Consider the following 20,833-nt stretch of genomic DNA (forward strand, 5'->3'; position numbering starts at 1 on the left):
CGCTGCCTTGCCACGTTGTCGCTCATAAACTCGCTCACTATCATCAAAACTGTTACCTGTACATCGCTTACGGTGGTATTACTATTTAAAAGCTGTTATCTGAATATGGTTCAGACACAAAACAGAGGGTGGAATTTTCCGCCCTCTGTTTTTTTAGTCGAGATATGAGCCTACAGGCGCAGTATTATACTGCTTGATTATCTTTATGATGACCGAGCCGTCTGCCTGTTCGTTTTCCTCAACGATCTTGTATTTTGTTTTTGTCCTTTCAAGTGATGCCTTGTACTTTTCAATCTCCTCTCTGACAAGTCTCACGGCATAATCCCGTGTAGTCTCCTCTTTCAGCAGAAAATGCAGCGTCTGACAGATACATGCTTCTTTGATCCTTTTCATTTTGAAATACCTCCGTTAAAAAAATAAACGAGCAGCAATAACCGGACTTACGCAGATATTGCTACTCGTTATGTATTAATTTTATCATGTTTTTTGGATTTTTTCAAATTGTGTTTTTGCACAAAGTTTATGCTATATGCTCCTCTATATAATCGACGACTGCGCTCCTGTCTATGTCAAGAGCATAGGCAAATTCCTCAAAGAGCATATTCTCCGCAATGCTCAGATACTGCTCATCGGAAGAGCGAAGCTTTTTCTTATCGGCTGAAAGCTCCTTGCGCTTGAGATACAGCGTTTTTATCAGCCTGATCATCTCTTTCTTGTCGCCGTACCTGATAATGCGGCTGTATTCCTCCTTGCGGCTGTTATCATTCTCTATCCATATCAGTCCCTCGGCGTTCATGTGGGCGATAAGGGCGTCCACCTCGGCTTTTGAGCATACACTTTTAAGTATATCTTCGTTGTCGGTAGGCACATAGAATGTATTTTTGTCCGAAATGATATGTTTAAGGACGTAATATTCCTTAGTTTCACCTGTAAAATCACGCTTTTCTATTGAGCTTATCTTACATATGCCATATGCTCCGTACATCACAGCATCGCCTATGTTATACATAAATATCACCTCACAAAAAATAAAACGTGGAGCAAGTAACTGGACTTACGCAGAAATTGCTACACGTTCTTTATTTTATTATAGCACCTTTTCAAGCAGAATGCAAAGGCAGTTTTGCACAAATATCAGCCATTCGGCTGTACATTTTCATAGTTCTGCCTGCAAAAAAACGGTACACTCTCGTGTACCGTTTTTTTATTTATCCTGCTTTTTTACAGTGCGCTTTACTATTTTTTTCAGTCTCGCGCAGGTATCCTGCGGGAAATCCGTTATGAACATCAGCGCCTGTTCGTGAGCCTGCTCCTTGGGAAGCTTCAGGAACCTGTGGAAAAATGTGTATATCTCATCGAATGAGGAGAACAGCTCCTCCACAGCCTCTTCTCCCTCGGGAGTAAGCACTACGCTGTTGCAGAAATCCTCATACACAAGTCCCGAATTTGCCAGACAGCGCAGCATTTTGCTTACGCTTGGACGTGAAACTCCCAGATGACGGGATATATTCACGCAGCGCACCTGCCCGCCTTTTTCGGATAGCTCTTTTATTGCTGCCAGATAACGTATCTGCCCTGCACAGTGTTGCATTTTACGCTCCTTTCGCGTATCACTTATCGGAATCTATGAGATGCCAGTAGCCTTTGAGGTATACTCCGCCCGAGATCACGGTGAGTATAGTCGATATCCATACAAGCACCGGCACGAGGATATTGTCCACGGCGTTTCTGAACTCCGTGGGAAAGCCAAGACCGAGATCAAAGCAAAGACAAAGCCAGAACAGTATTGCTATGATAGCTACCATAGTAAAAGCTGTTTTAAGCTTGCCCCATATGCCCGCGGCTACGACAACGCCGCTGTTTGCGGCAAGAAGCCTCAGTCCCGATACCATGAATTCTCTTGCGGTTATTATAATGAGCGGGATCGCACTCATTTTGACATACGGAAGCTCCACGAAAACGGTGAGAGCTGCTATTACAAGCACCTTATCTGCCAGAGGATCGAGAAATTTACCGAAGTTCGTTACAAGATTCTTTGCACGTGCTATCTTTCCGTCAAGGGCGTCGGTGATAGAGGCTGCTGCAAATATCACCAGCGCTATACCGTAGTGGAACGGCACGTCTATATACATAAACAGCAGAAAAAACGGAATAAGAATAACTCTCAGCAGAGTCAGCTTATTTGGCAGGTTCATTGGCTTATCACCTCTCCTATCAGGTCGTAATCAAGTGTATCGGTAATCCTTATTGTGACGTAATCGCCGATCTCAAGGGGCTTATCCGACGTAAAGAATACCTTTCCGTCGATGTCGGGAGCGTCAAGAGGCGTTCTGCCGAACCAGCACTCTCCGAACTTGTCGAAGCCCTCAACTACTGCGGTGAGCTCCGCACCCATGAGTTTTTCATTGTTTTCGCAGCTTATGAGCATTTGCTGCTCCATGATTATATCCGCACGGTGAGCGGCAGTTTCCTCGTCTATCTGGTCGGGGAAGCTGTAAGCCTTTGTGCCCTCCTCACGGGAATAGGCAAAGCAGCCCAGTCTGTCAAAGCGGACTCTCTTGACGAATTCAGCCAGCTCCTCGAACTGCTCCTCGGTCTCTCCGGGGAAGCCTGTAATGAGGGTGGTACGAAGTATGATATTCGGCACCTTTTCGCGGATATGCTCAAAGAGCGCTTCAAGCTTTTCAGTGTCGCCCCAGCGGTTCATGCGGCTGAGGATATCGCCATTGCAGTGCTGTATAGGTATCTCCAGATACTTCACTATCTTGTCCTCACGGGCGATAACGTCAAGAAGCTCGTCGGTTATACGCTCGGGGTAGCAGTAGAGAGTGCGTATCCAGCGGAGACCGTCTATTTTGCACAGCTCTGTGAGGAGCTCCGCAAGCTTCGGCTCGCCGTAGAGGTCTTTTCCGTAGAGAGCTGTATCCTGTGCGATTACAACAAGCTCCGTAACGCCGTTGTCTGCAAGGAACTTGGCTTCCTCTATCAGCTTTTCCATGGGAACGCTGCGGAATTTTCCTCTTATAAGGGGTATAGCGCAGTAGGTACAGCAGTTTGAGCAGCCCTCTGCAACTTTAAGGTATGTGAAAAAGGGCAGAGTGGATAATATCCTCTCGCCGCACAGCTCCGCGTCAAGCTTGGGAGCAAAGCGCACTATACGCTCGTCTGCGAGAACATGGTCGAGGATATCCACTATATCCTTGGTATCGCCTATGCCGATAACAGCGTCAGCCTCTGGAAACTGCTCCGCAGCCTCCTCCTTGTATCTCTCAACGAGACAGCCTGTGATGATTATTTTCTTTAAAGTGCCCTCCTCCTTGAGCTTTCCAAGCTCGAGGATAGTGTCGATAGCCTCCTCCTTTGCAGCCTTTATGAAGCCGCAGGTGTTGACTACTGCCACATCGGCAAGTCCGGGCTCTGTGACCAGCTTGTAGCCGTGCTTTTTCAGCTTATAGAGCATGCGCTCAGAGTCCACAAGGTTTTTTGAGCAGCCAAGTGAAACCATGCCCACCTTGATAGCCATTTCAGTTTTCCTCCTCAAGGCCGCCTGCGCTCTCGAAGTACTCTTTGACTGCGCGGTTTATCTCCGAAAAATCGTAGCCGTACCGCACAAGAGCGTTCTTGACCTTTTCTATTGATTTTCTGTCCTCAATATCAGTTAAATATCGGGAATGTTTAGTATTCAGGAGCTCCATGAGGTTCTCGCCGAAGGCTTCCTCATAGGGAGCGAGAGCGTCCTCGGCGATGAACTGATCGACACCTTTCAGCATTATCTCACGCTTGCAGCGCCGATAGCCGAAATGCTTTATCTCCACAAGCTTCCGCGCCATACGCTCGGCATAGCGCCTGTCGTCGATGAAGCCGTGCTCGGTGAGCCTTTTCATCACAGCTGTACAGAGAGCTTCGCTTTTATAGTTCTCCAACAGCTTTTTGAACATTTCCGAATAGGTGTAATCTCTGTAGTCCAGCAGGTAAAGCGCCCGCTGATAGGCTCTTCGGAAGTTTGAAGCGTAGACTATCTTTCTCAGGGTATCGCGGTCAGTTTCCATGCCCGCGCGGATACCGAAATCGGTGATTATATCCGCGTGGAGATAGAGCTTCCGCCCGTCGTCCAGCTCCGCCTCATAGGTCGAGCCCTTATATTTATTGACTGAGGTGAATCTCATTATTCCTCAGCAGGAGTGAACTCCTCAAAGTTCTCGTCGAAGCTTGCCAGAACATCTTCATCGGAAGCCCCCTCTCCGCCATCAGCGGCAGGCTTCTCATCTGCCGCAGCAGCTGCGGCAGGCTTGCTCTTCTTTGCGGGAGCAGCGTTCAGCTCGTCCTTGCGGGCAAGTATCTGCTCCTCTATCTCCTTCATGAGCTTTTCGTCGTTCTGGAGAAGCTCCTTGACGTTGTCGCGTCCCTGTCCAAGCTTCTGATCCTTGTAGCTGAACCATGAGCCGCCCTTCTTGATGATGTCAAGGTCTACTGCAAGGTCGAGGACCTCACCTGTACGGGAGATACCGCTGCCGTACATAAGGTCAAATTCGCACTCCTTGAACGGGGGAGCTACCTTGTTCTTGACTATCTTGCAGCGTGTGCAGGCGCCGATAACGTCAGTGCCCGATTTCAGCACCTCGCCCTTTCTTACCTCGATACGCACTGAGGAGTAGAACTTCAGAGCACGTCCGCCGGGGGTAGTCTCGGGATTGCCGTACATAACGCCTATCTTCTCACGTATCTGGTTGATGAAGATAGCCACGCAGTTGGATTTTGATATAGCAGCGGTCAGCTTTCTCATAGCCTGAGACATAAGTCTTGCCAGCTGACCAACGTGAAGATCGCCCATTTCGCCGTCGATCTCGGCTCTTGTGGTCATAGCTGCGATAGAGTCCAGAACGATAACATCGATAGCGCCTGAGCGGATAAGAGCCTCTGCAATTTCCAGAGCCTGCTCGCCGCTGTCGGGCTGTGATACCAGAAGGTCGTTGATGTTTACGCCCAGAGCCTCTGCATAAACAGGGTCAAGAGCGTGCTCAACGTCGATGAAAGCAGCCTCACCGCCTGCCTTCTGAGCCTGTGCAACGATGGACAGGGCAACTGTAGTCTTACCCGAGCTCTCGGGACCGTATATCTCAACGATACGTCCTCTTGGAACGCCGCCTATACCCAGCGCCATATCCAGTGTCATGGAGCCTGTGGGGATAGCCGCAACGTTCAGTGTCTTGGTCTGTCCGAGACGCATTACAGCGCCTGCGCCGTATTTCTTCTCTATCTGCTTGAGAGCGCCGTCAAGTGCGGTCTTCTTGTCCTCCTTGGTGGTAACTCTCACAACTGTAGGCTTTTTAGCAAGTTCCTTCTTTGCCATTAGACTTCCTCCGTTCTCTGTGCCGAGACTGCGCGGTAGATACCGCCAAGGTCACGGCTGAGTGTTATATTGGTAAATTTATTCTGCTGTAATATATTTTTGACATATTCATGCTGACCGTCGCCGTATTCATAGCACAGCCAGCCGTTTTTTCTTATGTGACGCTTCCAGATATGAGTAATAGCTTTGTAAGCGTCAAGTCCGTCATTTCCGCCGAAAAGAGCCAGTGTGGGCTCATGCCTTACTTCCTGCTGGAGCTCGGACATTTCCTGCCCTGTAAGATAAGGCGGATTGCTGACTATTATATCGAAGCCGCCCTCGGGTATATCTTCATCGCTGTCCAGCATGACGTCGCGGCTGATGATATGTATATCAGCGCCGTTGTATTCAGCGTTTTTCTTCAGATATACCATAGCCTGCTCCGAAAGCTCATAGGCGTAGACCTCTGCTGCGGGCAGCTCCTTTTTGAGAGCTGTGGCTATACAGCCCGAGCCCGAACAAAGGTCGGCTATCCTCGGAGCCGTCAGCTTTTCACGCCTGCATATCTCAATGACGTTTTCCACAAGAAGCTCCGTATCCGGACGGGGTATAAGCACTCCCTCGCCCACGAAGAACTGATACCCGAAGAATTCCCACTGTCCCAGAAGGTACTGCAACGGGTATCTCTCCGAGCGTCTGCGGGTAAGCTCCATTATCCTTTCGGCTTTATCCTCGGGAACATCCTCCAGAGGGAGAAAGAGGGGATTTTTCTCGCCCAGCATATCCTGAAATATGCACATGACATCGAAATCGGCAGTATCTATCCCTGCCTTTTTCAGCTTTTCCCTGCAAAGTGCATACAGCTCTCTGCGGCTTACCACTTGTCCTCCTCCTTATCCTTGGGGATACATGGAGTAAGGGCAGCTATTGCTATCTCTATCATGCTGTCATCGGGCTCGCGGGTGGTTATGCGCTGCATAGCCAGTCCGGGAGCTGAAAGCATGCGTGTGAATGCGTTGTCGTTATTGCCTGCAAGGCGTATGAACTCGTAGGATACTCCCACCACCAGCGGCAGCAGCACCAGTGAAGCAACTATACGCTGCCATGTAACTGTGAACGGTACGAAGCACATTACGAAAATGCTGACGATGAGCACTATGAATATAAAGCTTGTGCCGCAGCGCTTGTGGAAGCGTGTCTGCTTGCGGACGTTCTCCACTGTGAGGGGGAGCTCCGCCTCATGGCAGGCAATGGTCTTGTGCTCTGCGCCGTGATACATGAACTGGCGCTTTATGTCCTTCATAAGGCTGATAATATACATATACAGCACGAAGATGACTATTTTAAGTATGCCCTCAAGGAGAGAGCGGATAAAGCGGTGTTCCTTGATGCTTGGGATAAGTCCGATTATCCACTTGGGCAGGAACACGAACAGTCCGAAAGCCATGACGATACCGATGAGGATACCGATATACATAACGATGTCGTATACCGAGTCCTCTTTTTTCTCGGAGCTATTCTTTACAGCTGTGCTCTCAGCGGCAGGAACAGCTTCAGAAGTACTCTCCGCCTTTGACTCGGCAGCTTCTGCAGCCTTGTCCTTTTTCTTCTTGTCCTTTTCGTCCTCATCGTCCTCGGGCATCTGCTTCTCGGCAGACTTCATCATATACTTGTAGCCCTTGACAAGGGACGTAACAAAGCCCGTACAGCCTCTCACAAGGGGAGTTTTCTTGTACCACGGTGCATTCTTGCCGTTGTTCTCCTCCCATGTCTCAAGGTCTATGGTGCCGTCGGGAAGTCTGCAAGCCATTGCGCCCGTATTGGGTCCCAGCATCATTATGCCCTCGATAAGAGCCTGTCCGCCTATTTTTGATTTGAATTTTTCCTGTGTTGTGTTGTTCTTTCCCATGCTTTCACCTTATAGTGTAATTATACGCCGTCACGGCTTGACCGCAGGCAGAGTAATGGTAACAGTGGTACCCAGTCCCTCGCCCTCGCTGTCGATATCGACCGAGCCGCCGTGCATACTGATTATCTCGTCTGCAACGGCAAGTCCGATGCCCGAACCGCGGCGTGTGTGGTTTGCCTTATAGAATTTTGTCTTTACCTTTGATAGATCCGACTGCTTTATGCCGCAGCCCGTATCCTTTACGGAAACTATGATGTTCCCGTTGTTCTCATAAGCTTTTATGGTGACGGTATCCCCTGCCGAGGAATACTTCACCGCATTGTCTATGACATTGATGAATACCTGTCTTATACGGTTCTTATCGCCGTACACAAAGGGGAGCATATCAGGCTCGTCGTAGATTATCTCCTTATTCTCGCGCCTTGCCTTGTCGCTGTATATGAGTACAGCGTCTCCCAGCTCCGCAAGGATATCCATATTGGCATTTTGCAGAGTGAAGTGTCCGTTCTGCATACGGGAGAAGTCAAGGAGCTCCTCTACCATCTGCGAAAGGCGCTCGGTCTCGTTGACGATGACGCCGACGCCCTTTTTCATGGTGTCGGGACTTCCGCCTCCGTCTATCATCAGTGTCTCCGCCCAGCCCTTGATAGCGGTGAGAGGAGTTCTCAGCTCATGTGAGACTGAGGATATGAATTCATTCTTCATAGCCTCGGTGGCGGAGAGCTCGTCAGCCATATTGTTGATGGCAGTACAGAGGTCGCCTATCTCATCATCGCTGTCGTTGTCTATACGTGTGGTGAAATCGCCCATTGCGAATTTTCGGGCGATATTGCTTATCTGTCTGATAGGTCTTACGATAGAGCCTGCAAAGTACAGACCTGTTATCACGATAACAAGGATTATTGCCACACATACTATTGTAATAGCGGCTGAATAGCTCTTTATGGTGTTGTCTATCTCCGTCAGTGACGTTACCATGCGGACTGCGCTGTATTCGTTGCTCATGGAATTTATGGGCACGGACACCGCCAGTACCTTTTCGCCTCCGCTGAGCTTGTACACGTCATAGCCCTCGTTCTTTTCAAGAGCTTCCTCATAGTCGGGCATAACATCGTCTGCGTCGGGAGAGAATCCCGATGAGGTCAGGACTACCCTGCCCTTTGAGTTTATCGCCATAAGCTCTATTTTGTCTTTCTCATCGAAGGTCTCCAGCGTTTTTCTCATTTCCGCAGAGAAATTCGCGGAGCTTTCCTGAGAATGCATGCTCAGAACGCTTGTTACGGCGTTTATCTTTGACACAAGATACTGTCTTGCGGAACTGTAGAAATAGTTCTGTATTCCGTAGATTATCGCCATATCGATTACAAGCAGCGCGAGAACGACAACGCCTAAGTTGTTGAATATCCAGCGCTTTGTGATACTCTTTTTAGCCATTACTGCCCGTCATTCCATTTGTATCCGTAGCCCCAGATAGTGATGATATACTTGGGATTGGAGGGCTCCTCCTCTATCTTCATGCGGATACGTCTGATATTTACATCGACTATCTTATCGTCCCCGTAATAGCTCTCTCCCCATATATGGTTGAGTATGCTGGCACGGTCGAGAGCGGTGTTCTTGTTGTTCATGAAGTATTCCAGTATCTGGTACTCCACCTGAGTGAGCTCTATGGGAGCGCCGTCCTTGGTAACTGTACGGCTCTTGAGGTTGAGCACGAAGGGACCGCTCTCCAGCACGGACTGCTTCTCGGTCTTGATAAAGCTCATGCACACACGGCGGTATATTGCGTCAACGCGGGCTGTGAGCTCAGACGGTGAGAAGGGCTTGGTGATATAGTCGTCCGCGCCTATCATAAGACCGCTGACCTTGTCCATTTCCTGAGTTCTTGCGGTAAGCATGATAATGCCGATAGTCGAGCTCTTTTCACGTATCTTCTTGCAGACCGTAAAGCCGTCTATACCCGGCATCATAATATCCAGCAGGACGATGTCGAAGTTGCCGTTCTCAGCCTCAAAGGTCTTGAGAGCTGCCTCGCCGCAGTTTACATCAACTACATCATAGCCTGCACGCTTGAGGTTTATTACGACAAATTCGCGGATAGTATCCTCGTCCTCGCATATAAGTATACGTTTCATCAGTGTTCACTCCTTTTGTGTATCAGTCTCTGTATCTGAATCCAACAGCGGCTTCTCCCATGGTCAGGGAAAGACCGTCTCCGTCAGTATCTTCGGTTTCGGATATCTGCGCAAGGCATGCCGAATCGCCCTTGGTATGCATCAGCATATAATCCCAAGATAACCTGTCCTCACGTGATGCTTCGTCCTCGACACAGCAGATATGCAGAAGCTCCCTGCCCGGGATAACATTCTTCTCCTTGTCGGTGGTATAGGAGTAGAATACTATCTCATCGTTGACGATATCGCGCTTGACAGTGACCTTGCCCTTCCACCTTTCGGGGAACAGGAAGATATATCCGTCGCTTATGCTGTAGTATGAGATATAGCGCGTCTCAAGCTTATTGTCGGAGTTTATCTGCTTCCACTCCGTAAGTCTGAGCTGTTCGCCCAGGGGAGAGTCCGTATATCCGGGAGCAAGGAACTGGACAGGTATCTCCGGCTGTCCGTCGCCGTCGATATCAAATGAAGTACAGCCTGCCGGTCGGGCATTGTCATCATTTTTTACTGATGTTTCAGACACCTTTACCAGCATCTTGGAATTGTTCTCTTTATTGTCGTCCAGATAAAAGACATCTGACTGTATGGCATTGGGAGCAGAATATGAGTCAACAAAGATGCCCGTGCGTCCGCTGCCGAGGTCACCATAGTTAACTTCAAAGTCTGTAAATCCTCCGCTGAGCTCATTTATCATGGGGAAGTACTGTCCGTCGCTGCCAAGGGTATAGATGACCACCTTTGCAGGCGCCTCACTGCCCGAAGAGCCCGTAATGGTCAGGAACTCCAGCTCTCCGTCCATATCCAGATCCCTGACGTCTATATACGAACAGGGTCTGGAGAAGGTTGGCGGGTCCTGCAATACGCCGTCAACGTAGTTGTATATGGTAACATTTTTCTCGGAGCGGTTTATCATACTCGTTCCGATTATGATGTTTATCCTGTCATTGGAGCCAAGCTTTGAGATGATGACCTTTTCTATCTCGCTTCCCTCGGCAGCTTTGTCATATACCGAGCTCCACTGACCGTCGTCCTTTTTATCAAGGATATTTATGCGCAGGGGATTTTCGTCGGAAGCATGATTGTTCCTCTCATAGAACACCAGTGCCTCATTGCCGCCGTCGCCGTCTATATCCTCGATTATGAACGCGGAGAGATATTTTCCCGACTTGGGGTATTTAAGGCTTATGTTAGATGTTCCGAGGGACCTTGTCAGCTCCGAATATATCTGCTCCTGCTCGGGACCCAGCTTCGGCGGAGTCATAAGGGTGTCTATGCTTGCGCCGAAGGTACAGCCCGTAAGTGCAGCCCCCGTTGCGAGGGCTGTGATGATAGCTGATATTTTATTCATAGGATATGCTTTATTCGCGCTCGGAGAGCTTTATGTATTCCTTTTCCTTTGCGATAGCCTTGTACGCAGGACGGATTATCCTTCCGCCCGTGAGTATCTCCTCCATGCGGTGAGCAGCCCAGCCTGCCATACGCGCAATGGCGAACAGCGGTGTGAAGAGCTCGTCGGGGATACCCAGCATACGGTAAACAAGACCCGAATACATATCCACGTTAGCGCACATGGTCTTGGAGCTTCCCTTCATTTCAAGGAACACCTCGGGAGTAAGTCTCTCGATAGTTTCAAGGAGTCTGAACTCAGCCTCGATATCCTTGCCCTTTGCAAGCTCGAAAGCCTTTTTCTTCAGGATAACGGCACGGGGGTCCGAGACAGTGTATACCGCGTGTCCCATACCGTAGATAAGACCCGAATGGTCGTTGGTCTCCTTGCGTATGGTCTTGCGCATGTAGTCTGCCACCTCGCCCTCGTCTTCCCAGTTCTTGATGTTAGCCTTGAAGTTGTCAAGCATATTGATAACCGCAAGGTTAGCACCGCCGTGACGGGGACCTTTAAGGGAGCATATAGCCGACGAATAAGCCGAATAGGGGTCTGTGCCCGATGAAGTCAGCACGCGGCATGTAAAGGTGGAGTTATTTCCGCCGCCGTGCTCAGCCTGTAACATGAGCAGACGGTCAAGCATCTGTGCCTCGTCCTTGGTGTACTTTCTGTCGGGACGGAGCAGCGAAAGGATACACTGAGCGGTGTTCTCCTCGTAATTTATTGGGTGCATTATCATGCTCTGGTTGTCGAAAACTCTGCGCTTGACCTGATAAGCGTTAGCCATGATGACAGGCATCTTGGCAATAAGGCTGACAGCGGTGCGCATTTCATTTTCAAGTCCCTTGTTCTCGCACTCGTCGTCGTAGGAATACAGAGCCAGCACCGAACGTGCCAGCTTGTTCATGATATTCTTTGACGGAGCCTTGAGTATCATATCCTCAACGAAGCCGTTGGGCAGGTCTCTCTTGACTGATATATATGAGCTGAAGGTCTTGAGCTCCTTCTCGTTGGGCAGATGACCGAAGAGCAGCAGGAAAGCAGTCTCCTCATAGCCATAGCGGTCATCCTTTTCAACGTTCTCCACAAGGTCGTTGATGTTGTAGCCTCTGTATATGAGCTGACCCGGTATAGGCTCTTTTTCGCCCTCGTTCACCACATAGCCGTGAACGTTGCATATATTGGTGATTCCAGCCATTACACCTGTGCCGTCGCTGTTGCGAAGTCCTCTCTTGACATGGTATTTTTCATAAAGCTTGGGGTCGATAGCGGAATTATCCGCAAGTCTCCCGCATAAATCTGTAATGTTAGCGCCTGAAATGTATGACGGCATCACGATCACACTCCTAAAACATATTCATTATTAATTATACACCATATTAATTATAATGTCAAATGTTATTTATAATATAAAGAGCCGTCATAAAACGTATGTTCTTGTGTATTATGTTGAAAGGAGCCACCCTTATGAAGAAAATCCTCTTATCCGCTCTACTGCTCATTTTAGCCATAACCGTACTCCCTGCCCTGCCTGTAATCGTCCGCAGCAGGAGCTCTCCCAATGACGCGCAGCAGGCAGCAGTACTGAAAGAGCTCACCGCTGAAAGAGAAAAGACCGACAATAAGCAATTCTCACGGGAGCCCTACAAGGTGCTCGATGTTGAGAGCGGAAAGGTGCTGAAGGTGCCTGTCCGCGACTACGTCATAGGAGCTGTCTGTGCGGAGATGCCTGCATCATTCGGTGAGGAAGCCCTGAAAGCTCAGGCTGTGGCTGCCCACACCTATGCGGAGCGCCAGCGGCTCCGCGAAAAAGAGTCCCCGTCAGCAGAGCTGAAAGGGGCGGATTTCTCCAATGATACCGAGAAGTATCAGGGCTACTACACCAAGGAACAGATAAAGGAGATATTCGGGGACAATTACGAGAAAAACTACAAAAAAATAGCCGCCGCCGCAGACGAAGTACTCTCTTACATCATCACCTATGAGGACGCGCCTATAATCGCCGCTTTTCACTCCATGTCAGCAGGCTTTACCGAAAGTGCCGAAAACGCATGGGGAGCTCCCGTGGACTACCTTGTGGAGGTGGACAGCCGCTCCGACCTGACAGCTCCCAAATTCCGCGAGGACAAGCGCTTCAAGGCGGCGGAGCTGAAAGCCGCTCTTGAAGCGGCTTTCGACGGCGTGTCCCTCGGTGATGACATGACACAGTGGCTGAAAGTCCTTACTGTTTCCGATTCGGGAACAGTGCTGGAAGCCTCCGTCGGGGGGCACACCGTCACAGGAGGTCAGGTGCGTTCCGCACTTGACCTCCGATCCGCCGCCTTTGAGGTACGCTGTGAGCCCGACGAAATCGTCATCACTACCAAGGGCTACGGCCACGGCGTGGGCATGAGCCAGTACGGCGCGGACGCCATGGCGGCTGAGGGTAAGAGCTGGCGCGATATCCTTGACCATTACTACCCGAACTGCACTATATCCAAAAGCTGATACCCCGCAGAAGCTGAGCTGTTTTTGTGCAAAACGCAATAAAAGTCTTTCATTTATTGCCAAATCCGTCAAATAATATTGACAGGTCTTTTCAGATTTGTTATAATAACTCTGTACCGCTTTTTGCGGCACATAGAGACAAGAAATACAGATCACAAGGAGACTGCGTCCGCAAAAAACGGATAAGGATTATGAACAAAAACAGAGATTTATATAAAAGATTTGTCACGTTTGTTTCGGGAATACTTCTTCTCGCCATGCTCACGGGCATCTTCGCCTTTGTGTGGTACAAAAACTACAGCGGAGAGATAGTGCTCCCCTATTACAGACGAGGAAACTGGGTGCTCATCGCTATCTACTGCCTGCTGGTATGGCTCTTTTTCAGAGCATACGGCGGCTTCAAGCTGGGCTACCTTAAAAAGACCGATATGCTGTACGCGCAGATGATATCAATGATATGCGTAAATACAGTTTCATACTTTCTCATCAGCCTTATCGGACGACATTTCATGGCTGTCATGCCTGTCGTAATAATGACCTGCGTGGATATGGGAGTCATAGCTCTATGGACTCTCCTTGCAGGCAAGCTGTACTTTATGATATATCCGCCGCGAAAGCTGGTCATCATCTACGGAAGCCATCAGGCGGCGGCTCTGGTGCTGAAAATGAGCCAGCGCGTGGACAAGTACATGATATGCGAGTCCATAAGCATAAGCGAGCCCGAGGAAAAAGTAAAAGAGCTCATTATGAAGTACGAGGGCGTTATAGTCTGCGATATCCCTGCGGAACAGAGAAACGACTACCTGAAATTCTGCTTCGAGCACTCCAAACGCGCGTATATCGCCCCGAAAATCTCAGATATTATAATAAGAGGCGCAGATGACATACGCCTCTTCGATACCCCTCTCATGCTCTGCCGAAATTACGGACTTGATTTCGAGCAGCAGCTCATAAAGCGCGCATTCGATGTTGTATTCTCACTTATCGCGCTTATCCCCGCCGCCCCCTTCATGCTCATATCCGCACTGGCGGTAAAGCTCTACGACGGCGGTCCCGTGTTCTACAAGCAGAAGCGCCTTACTCTGGGCGGCAAGGAGTTCGACGTGTACAAGTTCCGCAGCATGATAGTTGACGCGGAAAAGGACGGCAAGCCCCGTCTCGCCTCCGAGGAGGACGACCGTATCACTCCAGTGGGAAAGATACTGAGAAAATTCCGCGTGGACGAGTTCCCCCAGCTCCTCAATATCCTCAAGGGCGATATGTCCGTGGTAGGTCCCCGTCCCGAGCGTCCGGAGCTTACTAAGGAATACGAAAAGGAAATGCCCGAATTCGGCTTCCGCCTTAAAGTAAAGGCAGGTCTCACGGGCTATGCACAGGTAACGGGAGCCTATGACACCACTCCCTATGACAAGCTGAAAATGGACCTGATGTATATAGAGAATTATTCAATACGTCTTGACCTTCAAATAATACTGATGACATTAAAGACAATGCTCTTCCCGCCCAAGAACAACGCCGAGACAGAGGAGTTGCTCCTTGCGCCGAAGAACAGTGAAAAAAAGGAGAACAACAAGCAATGAAGACCACCGCAGTCATCATGGCAGGCGGACGGGGCGAGCGTTTCTGGCCAAAGAGCCGCAACGCTACTCCCAAGCAGTTCCTCTCACTCACCAAAGACGGAGAGACCATGATACAGAAAACCGTAAAGCGACTTTTGCCCATTGTTGAGGCTGAGGACATCTACATCGTTACAAACGCCGCTTATACCGACCTTGTACACGACCAGCTCCCCAATATCCCAAAGGATAATATACTGGCAGAGCCCTGCGCAAGGAATACTGCTCCCTGTATTGCATTTGCGGCAGCAGTTATCAACCGCAAGTACGAGGACGCAGTTATGCTGGTGCTCCCCTCTGACCACCTCATAGGCTATGAGAACATCTACATCAACACTCTCAGAAAGGCTATAAAGGCTGCCGAAAAGGGCAAGCGCCTTGTGACCATAGGCATTACTCCCGAATATCCCGAAACAGGCTACGGCTATATCAACTTCGGTGAGGAAAAGGGCGATGTCTACGCTGTTGAACGCTTCGTTGAAAAGCCCGACCTTCCAAAAGCAAAGGAGTATCTTGCATCAGGCAAGTACCTCTGGAACAGCGGTATGTTCGTATGGAAGATATCCTCAATAATGCTAAACTTAAAGGCACTCATGCCTGATATATATGAGGGTGCAGTCCGCATAGAAGAAGCCTTCGGCACACCTGAGTTCACGGACGTTCTCGTCAAGGAGTTCACCGCTTTCAGAAGTGAGTCCGTTGACTTCGGCATCATGGAAAAGGCAAAGCACATCTACACTATCCCGGGCAGCTTCGGCTGGGACGACGTGGGAAGCTGGCTGGCTGTTGAGCGTATCAACGAGACCGACGACGACAAGAACTACATCGACGGCGACGTTATCACCATAGACTCAAAGCGCACCACCATATGCGGAGGCAAGCGCCTTATAGCTGCCGTTGGCACAAGAGATATCATTATCGTGGACACTGACGACGTGCTCCTTGTGTGCTCGAAAAACAGCACACAGGACGTCAAAAAGGTCATCGCTCAGCTCAAAGAGCAGAAAAGAACGGAATTTATATAAAATTTAGAATTGAAAATTGAGAATTATTGTTATCGTCTTGCGGCGATATGATTTAAATCTGTCTGCCGTCAGGCAGACACATTCATTCTCCATTCTCAATTCTACATTCTCAATTTGACAATAATTCAAGTTAAAGGAGTAAAATAAATGAAGAACGCACTTATTACAGGAATCACAGGTCAGGACGGCTCTTACCTCGCAGAGCTCCTGCTGGAAAAGGGTTATAACGTATACGGTATCTGGAGAAGAAAGGCCACCGTTGACTACGGCAATATCGCTCACTTAAAGGACAAGGTTCACCTTATCTACGCAGATATGACCGACCCCGTATCCCTTATCTCCGCTATGAAAATATCACAGGCTGACGAGGTTTACAACCTTGCTGCTCAGTCCTTCGTTGCTACAAGCTGGGACACTCCTCTCGGCACAGCAGATATAGACGCTCTCGGCGTTACAAATATGCTGGAGGCTATCCGCATAGTAAAGCCCGAGGCCCGCTTCTATCAGGCTTCCACATCGGAGATGTTCGGTCTGGTACAGGAGATACCCCAGAAGGAGACTACTCCTTTCTATCCAAGAAGCCCATACGGCGTAGCTAAGCTCTACGGTCACTGGATCACAAAGAACTACCGCGAGAGCTACGATCTCTTTGCCTGCTCCGGTATCCTTTTCAACCACGAGTCCGAGCGCCGCGGTATCGAGTTCGTTACACGTAAGATAACCGACGCCGCTGTACGCATCAAGCTTGGCGTTCAGGAGTACATGGAGCTTGGAAACATGGACTCAAAGCGTGACTGGGGCCACTCAAAGGACTATGTCCGCGCTATGTGGCTCATGCTCCAGCAGGACAAGCCCGACGACTACGTTATCGCTACGAATGAGACAAGAACTGTCCGTGAGTTCGTAGAGACTGCTTTCAGGCACCTTGACATCGATGTAGAGTGGCAGGGCTCAGGCGTTGACGAGATAGGCATCAACAAGGCAAACGGCAAGACCATCGTAAAGGTCAACAAGAAGTTCTTCCGTCCCGCAGAGGTAGATATACTCCTCGGCGATCCGTCAAAGGCTGAGAAAGCTCTCGGCTGGAAGCGCGAGATAAACTTCTCACAGCTTGTAGAGCGCATGGTAAAGAACGATCTTGAACTGGTACAGAACGAATTGAAGGTCAAGGAGATACTTGGCTGAAATAAAACTGCTGCTGACCGTAAAAGCCGCATAATAAACGGCTTTTGAGGGGGTTCGGTCAGCCTGACTATGATAAGAGGGAGTATAACAATGAGCATGGAGCTTGATATTTTAAGAAATCAGAAGGGCGGCTACAACAAGGAGTCCTTCATAGCAAAACTGGACGCATACAATACACTTATCACCGCAATGCAGAACGGTCTGCCCGAGGATAAGGCAAAGGCTGAGCTGGAGCTTATCCACCAGCAGCCCCTTTTCAGAGAAAAAGGCGGATTTTTCGGCAAGGTGGGCTTCTCGGTAGAGGATACCGACGCCTACATCGCAGATCTTGAAAAAGGTATCGCACAGGCTTTCAAGTAAAACGACACTCTTTCTGAAAGGAGCGTTATTATGGGAAATGAGATCTATTTTGACAGCGTATTGGGGGGCTATGTCAAAAAGGACGTCATTGCAAAGATCGACGCCTATAACAAGCTTATAAACAAGATCGACGGAATGATGATCTCCGACGCGTCTATCAACGCAGAGCTGCTGAAAATAAGGCACATGCCGCTGAGAAAGGCAAAGGTCCTTTTCCTGCCTGCGTCGGGCTTTTCAGTCAGTCAGACGAACAGCTTTATCGATGACCTCGAAAGAGAAATAGCAGATAAAGTAATGCTTTAAGGCATGGCTGTACTGTATAGTGTCTGTACACTGAGCTTCGGAGAACGGTTCAGGGAAATAATAGAGGATTACGGCTTGATAGCCCTTGCTGCTGTGCCGAGCCTGGTGCTCCTCGGAATACTTCTGGGCACATTCATAAAGCTTCTCGTAAACGACCCGAAAGGCTCACTGGGAGCTCTGTTTCTTGTGCTTGGAGTCATTGCCGCTCTGGTGGTGCCTGCATTTATCATTGATCCCAAATTATGGGGGAATATGATCATGCTCGCCATTATCAGCGTCCCTGTCATATATTTTGCGGTAAAGCAGCCGAAAAGAATGCTCAGGATAGTGCTCATAGTTCCTATCTGCATATGCCTGCTCGCTGCCATAGGCTTTATTTTCAGCCCTGTTATAGCTCTTGCTGCGGCTGTCAACGGCATTATGCTGCTTATAACGCTTTCGTCGTTTTTCAGTCTCAGAAAGATAATAAGGCTTGAAAAAACAGGTCTGCGCACCGAGGGCAGGTTCCTGCGGTGGCAGTTATACGGCAGGAGCGCTCAGGCTATATTCGGCTATACGACTGAGGACGGAGCATACCATGAGGAAGCTGTCTGCGATTTTGCGGCGGCTTCACGAAAAATGAAAAAACAGTCCCTTACTCTTCTCTATGACAGAGAGGACACAAGCACTGTATATGTACAAAAATATTCTCTTATAGGCTGTATCTCTTATTTCTGCATATTCCTCGCTCTGTCGGCGGGAATACTGATATTTACGATATATTTGCTTATTATATTAAGATAACCGGGAGCGATCATGAAGATAACCTTCGACGCTGTACCTATTTGCAGCGACAAAATGTCGGGTATAGGCTGGTGTGAGCTTGGACAGACTCAGGCTCTCGCAAAGCTCTTCCCCCATAACCAATACGAATACAGCTTCTTTACAAGCGGCGACAATGAGCGCGTAAAGCGGGTGAAGCAGTTCGCAGGCAAGGATATAAAGCTGAACACATCGGGCTTTTCGGGCTTTGTATACAGAGCCGTCAGCAATTTCCTGCCAATACCCTACTCCTTCTTTTTCGGCAGGAAGTCCGATATCACCCACTTTTTCAACTACATCGTCCCGCCCTTTGTCCACGGCAGAAAGGTGGTCACAGTCCACGACATGGTATATAAGACCTTTCCCGAGACTGTCCGCGGAAGAACGAGATATATGCTGGATACAGGTCTGAAACGCTCCATGAAGCGCGCAGACCTTATCGTTACGGACTCGGAATTTTCCAAGTCCGAGATAATCAAATACTTTCCCAAGTGGGAGAGCAAGATAAGGGTAGTCCCCTGCGGAGTTGACCTTGAACGCTTCCGCCCGTGCACCGAGCCACAGCGTATACCCGAGGTGAAAAAGTCCCTTGAAATAGAGGGGGAATACTTCCTCTACGTGGGAACTATCGAGCCCCGCAAAAATCTGGAGCGCCTTATGACGGCTTATGCGGCTTTTGCAAAAAAAGCAGGCGAAAACGCTCCCAAGCTTGTGCTTGCCGGGGGCAAGGGCTGGCTTGACAAGGGCATATACAGCCGCGTTGAGAAGCTGGGCATGGAAAAGAATATCATCTTCACAAAATACGTCCCCTCTGAGGATATGAATCCGCTTATGTGCGGTGCTCTGGCATTCGTGTTCCCGTCAATATACGAGGGCTTTGGCATGCCGCCCCTTGAAGCTATGGCATGCGGAGTACCCGTGCTCACATCGGGAGAGGCTTCCCTCCCCGAGGTAACGGGCGACTGCGCCGTAATATGCGACGCCTACGACGTAAAAAGTATAGCACAGGGGCTTTACAGGCTCTACAGCGACGAGAAGCTCCGCAAAGAGCTGAGCCGCAGAGGACTTGAAAGAGCGCAGGGCTTCACTTGGGAGCGCTCCGCAAAAATGCTCATGGACGTATACAGGGAGCTGAAACATGAATAAAAAACTGAAGATACTGGAAGTAAACAAGGCTTACTTCCCACATATAGGCGGCATTGAGACCGTTATCAGACAGTACTCCGAGGAGCTGGGCAGGCTTGACGGCGTTGACGTCAAGGTACTGGTCTGCCGCGACGGAAAGGGCAGAACTATACACGAGAAGATGTGCGGCGTTGATATAACCCGTGCAGGAAGCTTCGGAACCTATTTCAAATGCCCCATATCTGTCTCATTCTTCCGATATATGCGCAAAATGGCTAAAAAAGCCGACATCGTCCATATCCATGTACCCTTTCCCCTTGCGGACGCAGCTCTTATGCTGTCGGGCTTCAAGGGTAAGGTAGTGGTGTCATGGCACAGCGACATCGTAAAACAGAAGAAGCTCATGCTCTTTTACAAGCCTTTCATGCGCTATCTGCTGAAAAGGGCTGACGTTATACTGACAGCCACTGAGGGACATGTAAAGAATTCCCTTTATCTCCCTGAATTTGCGGAGAAGTGCAGAGTGCTGCCCTACGGCATTATCCCCGAGGAGTACCTCGCTGTGGAGCGCCGCCCCGTGCTGACGGAAAGAGCTCACGACAAGAACAGCGTGAAGGTGTTCTTTACAGGCAGACTTGTCTATTACAAGGGCGTTGACGTGCTGCTGAAAGCCTTTACCAAGGTGAAGAACTGCGAGCTTTTCATTGCTGGTACAGGCGATCTTGCGGACAAGCTCAAAAGCTACACCGATATTCACGGCATGAAGGATAAAGTCCATTTTCTTGGATTTCTACCCGACGAGGAGCTGAGACAGGCTTACGCCGACTGTGATATATTCGTGCTACCGTCAGTCGCTCCAAGTGAAGCCTTCGGCATAGTACAGCTTGAAGCTATGGTCTACGGAAAGCCCGTAATAAATACAGCTCTCCCCTCGGGAGTGCCCTATGTAAGTCTCCACGAAAAGACAGGACTTACTGTGCCGCCCTCGTCGCCAAAGGCTCTCGCCAAGGCGATAACTCTTCTTGCAGAGGATAAGGAGCTCCGCGAAAAATACGGCAGAGCCGCCGCAGAGCGAGTGCAGAGAGACTTCAACGAGAAGAAGATACTGGGCGACCTTTACGATATACTGAAATAA

General features: G+C 49.4%; 22 protein-coding genes. 9 read left to right on the forward strand and 13 right to left on the reverse strand.

The annotated features are described in order from the left end of the window. Positions 1-153: 153 nt before the first annotated feature. The 13 genes from N774_RS0109680 to N774_RS0109740 form a co-directional block, all read right to left on the reverse strand. Entirely contained in the window at positions 154-393 is a 240-nt protein-coding gene (locus N774_RS0109680; protein ID WP_024861051.1) for a hypothetical protein, read from the reverse strand. A 127-nt stretch (positions 394-520) separates the two neighbouring features. Continuing rightward, a complete protein-coding gene (locus N774_RS0109685; RefSeq protein WP_024861052.1) occupies positions 521-1,009 on the reverse strand; it encodes a CarD family transcriptional regulator in 489 nt (162 codons plus the stop codon). 195 nt (positions 1,010-1,204) lie between these two features. Next, complete coding sequence (locus N774_RS0109690) at positions 1,205-1,591, reverse strand: metal-dependent transcriptional regulator (RefSeq protein ID WP_024861053.1); 387 nt, start codon at positions 1,589-1,591, stop codon at positions 1,205-1,207. 19 nt (positions 1,592-1,610) lie between these two features. Further along, positions 1,611-2,195, reverse strand: coding sequence for a CDP-diacylglycerol--glycerol-3-phosphate 3-phosphatidyltransferase (gene pgsA, locus N774_RS0109695; protein WP_024861054.1), 585 nt, complete (start codon positions 2,193-2,195; stop codon positions 1,611-1,613). Next, the gene (rimO, locus tag N774_RS0109700) at positions 2,192-3,523 is read right to left on the reverse strand and encodes a 30S ribosomal protein S12 methylthiotransferase RimO (protein ID WP_024861055.1); all 1,332 of its coding nucleotides are present in this window, start codon (positions 3,521-3,523) and stop codon (positions 2,192-2,194) included. The genes pgsA and rimO overlap by 4 nt, the downstream gene beginning before the upstream one ends. A gap of 1 nt (position 3,524) precedes the next feature. Beyond that, a complete protein-coding gene (locus tag N774_RS0109705; RefSeq protein ID WP_024861056.1) occupies positions 3,525-4,166 on the reverse strand; it encodes a regulatory protein RecX in 642 nt (213 codons plus the stop codon). Next, positions 4,166-5,350, reverse strand: coding sequence for a recombinase RecA (gene recA, locus N774_RS0109710; RefSeq protein WP_024861057.1), 1,185 nt, complete (start codon positions 5,348-5,350; stop codon positions 4,166-4,168). The genes N774_RS0109705 and recA overlap by 1 nt, the downstream gene beginning before the upstream one ends. Next, complete coding sequence (gene prmC / locus N774_RS0109715; protein WP_024861058.1) at positions 5,350-6,210, reverse strand: peptide chain release factor N(5)-glutamine methyltransferase; 861 nt, start codon at positions 6,208-6,210, stop codon at positions 5,350-5,352. Before prmC ends, recA begins: the two co-directional genes overlap by 1 nt. Continuing rightward, positions 6,204-7,238 (reverse strand): DUF1385 domain-containing protein, encoded by a 1,035-nt coding sequence (locus N774_RS0109720; RefSeq protein ID WP_024861059.1) that lies wholly within the window; start codon positions 7,236-7,238, stop codon positions 6,204-6,206. Before N774_RS0109720 ends, prmC begins: the two co-directional genes overlap by 7 nt. Before the next feature lie 30 nt (positions 7,239-7,268). Further along, a complete protein-coding gene (locus N774_RS0109725) occupies positions 7,269-8,672 on the reverse strand; it encodes a sensor histidine kinase (protein WP_024861060.1) in 1,404 nt (467 codons plus the stop codon). Then, on the reverse strand, positions 8,672-9,373 hold the full coding sequence (locus tag N774_RS0109730; protein WP_024861061.1) for a response regulator transcription factor: 702 nt from the start codon (positions 9,371-9,373) through the stop codon (positions 8,672-8,674). The genes N774_RS0109725 and N774_RS0109730 overlap by 1 nt, the downstream gene beginning before the upstream one ends. Positions 9,374-9,395: 22 nt before the next feature. Next, complete coding sequence (locus tag N774_RS0109735) at positions 9,396-10,760, reverse strand: hypothetical protein (RefSeq protein ID WP_024861062.1); 1,365 nt, start codon at positions 10,758-10,760, stop codon at positions 9,396-9,398. Between the two features lie 10 nt (positions 10,761-10,770). Further along, positions 10,771-12,129, reverse strand: coding sequence for a citrate synthase (locus tag N774_RS0109740; RefSeq protein WP_051463391.1), 1,359 nt, complete (start codon positions 12,127-12,129; stop codon positions 10,771-10,773). A 134-nt stretch (positions 12,130-12,263) separates the two neighbouring features. Here N774_RS0109740 and spoIID point away from each other — a divergent pair, with 134 nt between their 5' ends. The 9 genes from spoIID (at position 12,264) to N774_RS17295 (ending at position 20,833) form a co-directional block, all read left to right on the forward strand. Next, the gene (gene spoIID, locus N774_RS17290) at positions 12,264-13,283 is read left to right on the forward strand and encodes a stage II sporulation protein D (RefSeq protein WP_051463392.1); all 1,020 of its coding nucleotides are present in this window, start codon (positions 12,264-12,266) and stop codon (positions 13,281-13,283) included. A 191-nt stretch (positions 13,284-13,474) separates the two neighbouring features. Next, complete coding sequence (locus tag N774_RS0109750) at positions 13,475-14,863, forward strand: sugar transferase (RefSeq protein ID WP_024861064.1); 1,389 nt, start codon at positions 13,475-13,477, stop codon at positions 14,861-14,863. Beyond that, complete coding sequence (locus tag N774_RS0109755; RefSeq protein WP_024861065.1) at positions 14,860-15,924, forward strand: mannose-1-phosphate guanylyltransferase; 1,065 nt, start codon at positions 14,860-14,862, stop codon at positions 15,922-15,924. Before N774_RS0109750 ends, N774_RS0109755 begins: the two co-directional genes overlap by 4 nt. A gap of 147 nt (positions 15,925-16,071) precedes the next feature. Further along, positions 16,072-17,109: a GDP-mannose 4,6-dehydratase gene (gmd, locus tag N774_RS0109760; protein ID WP_024861066.1), complete on the forward strand. Its 1,038-nt coding sequence runs from the start codon at positions 16,072-16,074 to the stop codon at positions 17,107-17,109. Positions 17,110-17,199: 90 nt separating this feature from the next. Further along, on the forward strand, positions 17,200-17,469 hold the full coding sequence (locus N774_RS0109765; RefSeq protein WP_024861067.1) for a hypothetical protein: 270 nt from the start codon (positions 17,200-17,202) through the stop codon (positions 17,467-17,469). Positions 17,470-17,499: 30 nt separating this feature from the next. Further along, positions 17,500-17,772 (forward strand): hypothetical protein, encoded by a 273-nt coding sequence (locus N774_RS0109770; RefSeq protein WP_024861068.1) that lies wholly within the window; start codon positions 17,500-17,502, stop codon positions 17,770-17,772. A 3-nt stretch (positions 17,773-17,775) separates the two neighbouring features. Next, entirely contained in the window at positions 17,776-18,555 is a 780-nt protein-coding gene (locus N774_RS0109775; RefSeq protein ID WP_024861069.1) for a hypothetical protein, read from the forward strand. A gap of 12 nt (positions 18,556-18,567) precedes the next feature. Next, positions 18,568-19,719, forward strand: coding sequence for a glycosyltransferase family 4 protein (locus tag N774_RS0109780; protein WP_024861070.1), 1,152 nt, complete (start codon positions 18,568-18,570; stop codon positions 19,717-19,719). Next, positions 19,712-20,833 carry a glycosyltransferase gene (locus N774_RS17295; protein ID WP_037280224.1) on the forward strand — a complete coding sequence of 374 codons (1,122 nt, stop codon included), beginning with the start codon at positions 19,712-19,714 and terminating at the stop codon, positions 20,831-20,833. The genes N774_RS0109780 and N774_RS17295 overlap by 8 nt, the downstream gene beginning before the upstream one ends.

It is taken from the genome of Ruminococcus flavefaciens AE3010, from assembly GCF_000526795.1.
Lineage (GTDB): Bacteria > Bacillota > Clostridia > Oscillospirales > Ruminococcaceae > Ruminococcus > Ruminococcus flavefaciens_D.